This is a genomic window from Nostocoides sp., from assembly GCF_035343835.1.
Taxonomy (GTDB): Bacteria; Actinomycetota; Actinomycetes; order Actinomycetales; family Dermatophilaceae; genus Nostocoides_A; species Nostocoides_A vanveenii.
Genome location: NZ_DAOQZV010000242.1, coordinates 1 through 4529, shown reverse-complemented (window position 1 = coordinate 4529; position 4529 = coordinate 1). Strand labels below are relative to the sequence as shown.

General features: G+C 69.8%; 5 protein-coding genes and 1 pseudogene. 2 read left to right on the top strand and 4 right to left on the bottom strand.

What is annotated here, in order from left to right:
- The 4 genes and pseudogenes from PKH97_RS13930 to PKH97_RS13915 form a co-directional block, all read right to left on the bottom strand.
- A pseudogene (locus PKH97_RS13930) lies at nt 1–188 on the bottom strand (hypothetical protein); the annotation flags it as partial.
- The gene (locus PKH97_RS13925; RefSeq protein WP_324388144.1) at nt 158–625 is read right to left on the bottom strand and encodes a DUF6326 family protein; all 468 of its coding nucleotides are present in this window, start codon (nt 623–625) and stop codon (nt 158–160) included. The gene PKH97_RS13925 and the pseudogene PKH97_RS13930, both read right to left, overlap by 31 nt.
- Nucleotides 626–765: 140 nt before the next feature.
- Nucleotides 766–1422 (bottom strand): response regulator transcription factor, encoded by a 657-nt coding sequence (locus tag PKH97_RS13920; protein WP_324388142.1) that lies wholly within the window; start codon nt 1420–1422, stop codon nt 766–768.
- Nucleotides 1419–2561, bottom strand: a complete 1143-nt coding sequence (locus tag PKH97_RS13915) for a sensor histidine kinase (protein WP_324388141.1) — start codon at nt 2559–2561, stop codon at nt 1419–1421. The genes PKH97_RS13920 and PKH97_RS13915 overlap by 4 nt, the downstream gene beginning before the upstream one ends.
- Before the next feature lie 133 nt (nt 2562–2694).
- On the opposite strand from PKH97_RS13915, the gene PKH97_RS13910 reads away from it, so the two are divergent.
- Both PKH97_RS13910 and PKH97_RS13905 read left to right on the top strand, forming a co-directional pair.
- Nucleotides 2695–3612, top strand: a complete 918-nt coding sequence (locus PKH97_RS13910) for an ATP-binding cassette domain-containing protein (RefSeq protein WP_324388139.1) — start codon at nt 2695–2697, stop codon at nt 3610–3612.
- The gene (locus PKH97_RS13905; RefSeq protein ID WP_324388137.1) at nt 3609–4430 is read left to right on the top strand and encodes an ABC transporter permease subunit; all 822 of its coding nucleotides are present in this window, start codon (nt 3609–3611) and stop codon (nt 4428–4430) included. The genes PKH97_RS13910 and PKH97_RS13905 overlap by 4 nt, the downstream gene beginning before the upstream one ends.
- The last annotated feature ends 99 nt before the right edge of the window (nt 4431–4529 follow it).

The window sequence follows — 4529 nt, the reverse complement described above, 5'->3', positions numbered from 1 at the left end:
GAGCCCGTCCGCCACGCCATCTCCTGGAGGACGAAGGTGTTGCCGTCCGGATCGGCGAAACCCGCACTCTTGACACCCCCGCCGTGATCCTGGATGTCGCTGACGTCGATGCCGAGGGCGATAGCGCGTCGCGCGGCCCAGGCGGGGTCTCTATCGCCTACCGGGATGACGGTCTGGTGCGAGGCCACATCCAGGCGGTTCGCACGATGAATGCCAACAGGGCCAGCTCCAGGGCCACGGCCAGGACGTGATAAGTCCGCCAGATGTCGCCCACCGCATTGAAGGCGGTGAAGGGGACATAGAGCGCGGCCACGACGAGGTTCACCACCCGGCTCACCCGCGGCGGCAGCGTTGCCGTTGCCACGATCATCACGATGGGCACCGCGAGGATGCTCAGCACGCTCACGGCCCAGGTCTGGGTGATGTCGAAGGTGAAGACCCTGCCGTCGAGGATGTCATCAACCCGGCCGGGCGCATAGAAGCCGAGGATGTCGACGTAGGCGTAGAGGAAGACGAAGCTCGTCCACGCGGCAGCGAGCGTGGCTCGCACCGAGGTCGGCTGGTCATCGAGGGTGGCTGTGGGATGTGCAGTCATCAGGAACTCCCGCTTTTCGTTGTTGGGCATCGGATTTCCACGATGACTTGTGGGGCCCACCCGTCACATCGGCATTGCGGTCGGAGGTCCGCGCCCGATAGGACGGTGCTGGCCTCGTCCTTTCGGCCGTAGCCGCCGGTGCCCATTGACGTATGGCCGTCGAGCCCGGGTCAGTGCCCCACCCGGCCGGTGTCGTAGGCCCACATCGCGATCTCGACCCGGTTGCGGGCGCCGAGCTTGGTCAGCAGGCTCGCGACGTGGGTCTTGGCCGTCGTCAGGCTGATGAACAGCTCGGCGGCGATCTCGGCGTTCGTGCGGCCGAGTGCCACGAGTCTGAGCACCTCCTCCTCGCGTGGGGTCAGCGGGGCGATCGGTTGCGTATGCCGTTTCGGCGCCGCTCCCGCGGCGAGCGTCGCCAGCAGTCGACGAGTGACATTCGGCGCGATCAGGGCATCGCCGTCGGCGGCGGCGTGGACGGCCTGCACCAGGAGTTCGGGCCCGGCATCCTTCAGGAGGAACCCGCGCGCACCGGCGCGCAGCGCACCATGGACGTATTCGTCCAGGTCGAAGGTCGTGATCACCACGACGGCCATCGGGTCGGGGACGTCCCGCCCGGCGAGCAACGCCGTGACCTCGAGGCCGTCCAGACCCGGCATACGGATATCGACGAGGCACACGTCAGGGCGCAGCCGCCGCGCCAGCTCGACCGCTGCCGTTCCGTCCGCGGCTTGGCCGACGACCTCGATGTCGGGCTGGGCATCGAGGATCATCGACAAGCCGGTGCGCACCAGGTCCTGGTCATCGGCCACCAGCACCCGCACGGTCACCGGGGCAGCTCCATCGGTAGCTCGGCGTCGACCGCCCACCCGCCCTCGGGCCTCGGCCCGGCGCGCAGGGTCCCGCCGAGCAGATGCACCCGCTCGGTCATGCCCAACAGTCCGAAGCCAGTCGCCGCCGGGCGCGAGGGATCGATCCGGCCGTCGTCGCTCACGCGCAGCCGCAGCCGTCCTGCACTCGGGGTGACGTTGATCTGCACGCGTGAGGCGTGCCGGGCGTGCCGCAGCGCATTGGTGAGCGCCTCCTGCGCGATTCGGTATGTCGCAGTGTCGATTTGGGGCGGAATGTGGTCAAGGTTACCGGCCAATTCGACGTCGATAGCTGGGTCCGGAGCGGTGCGGGCGAGCGCCATCAGGTCGGCCACGCGAGGCCGCGGGCCGTATGCCGCCGGCGCGCCATCGCGGAGCACGCGCACCATCGCGCGCATTTCCGCAAGCGTCCGCGCTGCCTCGGACTCGATGATCGAAAGAGCCTGAACCGCGGCCTCCGGTCGCAGCGCGGCCACCGTCCGCCCGGCCTGCGCCTGCACGGTGATCGCCGAGATGTGGTGGGCGACCGCGTCGTGCAATTCGCGTGCGAGCGCGACTCGCTCCTGGCTGCGGGCCTGATCGATCGCGCGGCGTGCGCTCTCGGCGCGATACCGCATCGCGGCACCGATGGCCGCGGTCGCCGCGAGGACCGCGAACCCGCCATACACCTCGGCCGGTTCGTTGTCGTCGGCCGCGACGGCGATGGTCGCCGCGATCGCCACTACCGCCAGCCCGGTCACGATCTGGCGCCCGGAGCCCCACCGGACCAGTGCGTAGGCGAGCACTAGGACGAAGCTCATCGTGGCCAAGCCGACGTTCGGCGTGCCGCGCAGCAGGCTCGCCAGCCCCAGCGCCGTACCGGCCCCGAAGGCGACCACGACGCAGACCAGGGGATGGGTCCGCCGCCAGAGCAGCACCGGCGCCAGGCCGAGGGCGACGACTGTGGAGACCGGCCGCCAGGGGACGTCGGCGCGCAGAATTCCTTCGAGCAGGGCCGCCACCATCACCAGGGCGACGAGCACCCAGTCGCGCCATCCGCGTCCGGGTGGGTCGGCCACGCCGGGCTCGTCCCACAGCGGGCGCACGGCGGAAGCGAACACGCGCCCAGCGTAGGGAGCATCGGCGCCCCGGGCATCGGTCGAAAGGACGAGACGCGCCTCGTGCCGAGGACGGATGACGGTCCGGCCTCGATGGCGATGCGCCGGGATGGAGGTGGCGGCGAGGCTGTCGGTCATGATCAGAGTTGACCACCTCACCAAGAGTTATCGCGGCGTGACCGCCGTCGATGACGTCTCGTTCTGCGCCCGGCCCGGTCGCGTGACGGGTTTCCTCGGCCCCAACGGCGCCGGCAAATCCACCACCATGCGCATCATGGTCGGTCTGAGCACCGCGACCGCCGGCCACGTGGACGTCCTCGGCAGCCGGTATGCCGACCTGCCCAACCCGGGTCGCGAGATCGGCGTGTTGCTGGATGCCTCGGCCCAGCACGCCGGGCGCACCGGCCGGGAGATCCTCGAACTCGCCGCGCGGACCATGGGGCTGCCGGTCAGCCGCGTGCCCGAGACGCTGCGCCGGGTGTCGTTGACGGAGAAGGAAGCCGATCGGCGGGTCCGCACCTACTCCCTCGGTATGCGGCAACGGCTCGGCATCGCGACCGCGCTCATCGGCGACCCGGGCGTACTCGTCCTCGATGAGCCCGCCAACGGCCTCGACCCAGCGGGCATCCGCTGGATGCGTGACGTGCTGCGCGAGTTCGCCGATCAGGGCGGCACGGTCCTGTTGTCTTCCCACCTGCTGCACGAGATCGAAGTCATCGCCGATGACCTCGTCGTCATCGGCAACGGCCGGGTCGTGGCCCAGGGGGCCAAGCACGATCTGCTGTCGACATCGGGAACGGTCGTCGCGTCGTCGGACAACGCCCGGCTCGCCGCCACCCTCGCCCGCGCCGGCGTCAAGGCCACACCCGAGGGTGCGGGCTCGCTCACCACCAGCGCGGACCCCGGTGAAGTGGGTCGTATCGCCCTCACCGCCGGCATTGCCCTCACCGAGTTGCGCCGCGCGGACAGCGCCGGCCTGGAAGAGATGTTCCTCTTACTCACCGCGCAGTCCCAGCGCGAAAGCCACAGCCGTCACGCAGGAGAAGCAGCATGACCACGCAGACCGCCGGCCGCGCCGACCTCGACACCGTCAGCACGGAGCGTGCCGACCGCGGCATATGCGCGACCCCGACCCGACACCTCGTCGATGTCGAGTTGCGCAAGATGTTCGACACCCGCTCGGGCTTCTGGCTGCTCATCAGCATCGGCGCCCTCGCCGTGGTGGCGACCGCGGCCGCGATCATCTTCGCGCCCGAGAGCGAGCTTAGCTACGACACCTTCGCCAAGGCGATTGGCTTCCCGATGACCCTCGTCCTGCCGATCATCGCGATCCTCGCGGTGACCAGCGAGTGGAGCCAGCGCAGCGGGCTGACGACGTTTACCCTCGTGCCCAGCCGCGGGCGGGTCATCGCGGCGAAGGCGGTCGCGGCGCTCATCGTCGGGATCGCGTCGATGCTGGTGGCCTTCGCGATCGGGGCGATCGGCACTGTTGCCGGCTCCGCGATCGCCGGGGTCGACCCGGTGTGGGACATCGGATTCGCCCACGCCGCCCAGATCGTCTTGGGCAACCTCGTGGGGATGGCCATCGGCTTCGCACTGGGGGTTGTGCTGCGCAACTCGCCGGCCGCCATCGTCGGCTACTTCGTGCTCTCCTTCGTCCTCTCCGGCATCCTGGTGCTGCTGGCGCAGGTGCGGGAGTCGTTCACCGACCTGCAGCCCTGGGTCGACTGGAACTTCACTCAGGTCGCGCTGTTCGACGGCCGGACCTCATCGGCCCAGGAGTGGGCGCAGCTCGGTTCGACCAGCCTCATCTGGATCGTCATCCCGCTCGTTGTCGGCGTGGCCATGCTGCGCCGCTCCGAGGTCAAATAGCCGACCACGCACCCGGATCTCCCGAACCTGGTCTCTGCCCGGCACGTGACGGGCGATGTGCCGACCGCCGGCGCGGCAGGTGCCGAGAAGGCGGCCGAG

What these genes read in the sequence shown, in the direction of transcription:
- PKH97_RS13925 (WP_324388144.1), bottom strand. Translation starts at nt 625, where the DNA reads ATGCCCAACAACGAAAAGCGGGAGTTCCTGATGACTGCACATCCCACA.
- PKH97_RS13910 (WP_324388139.1), top strand. Translation starts at nt 2,695, where the DNA reads ATGATCAGAGTTGACCACCTCACCAAGAGTTATCGCGGCGTGACCGCC.
- PKH97_RS13905 (WP_324388137.1), top strand. Translation starts at nt 3,609, where the DNA reads ATGACCACGCAGACCGCCGGCCGCGCCGACCTCGACACCGTCAGCACG.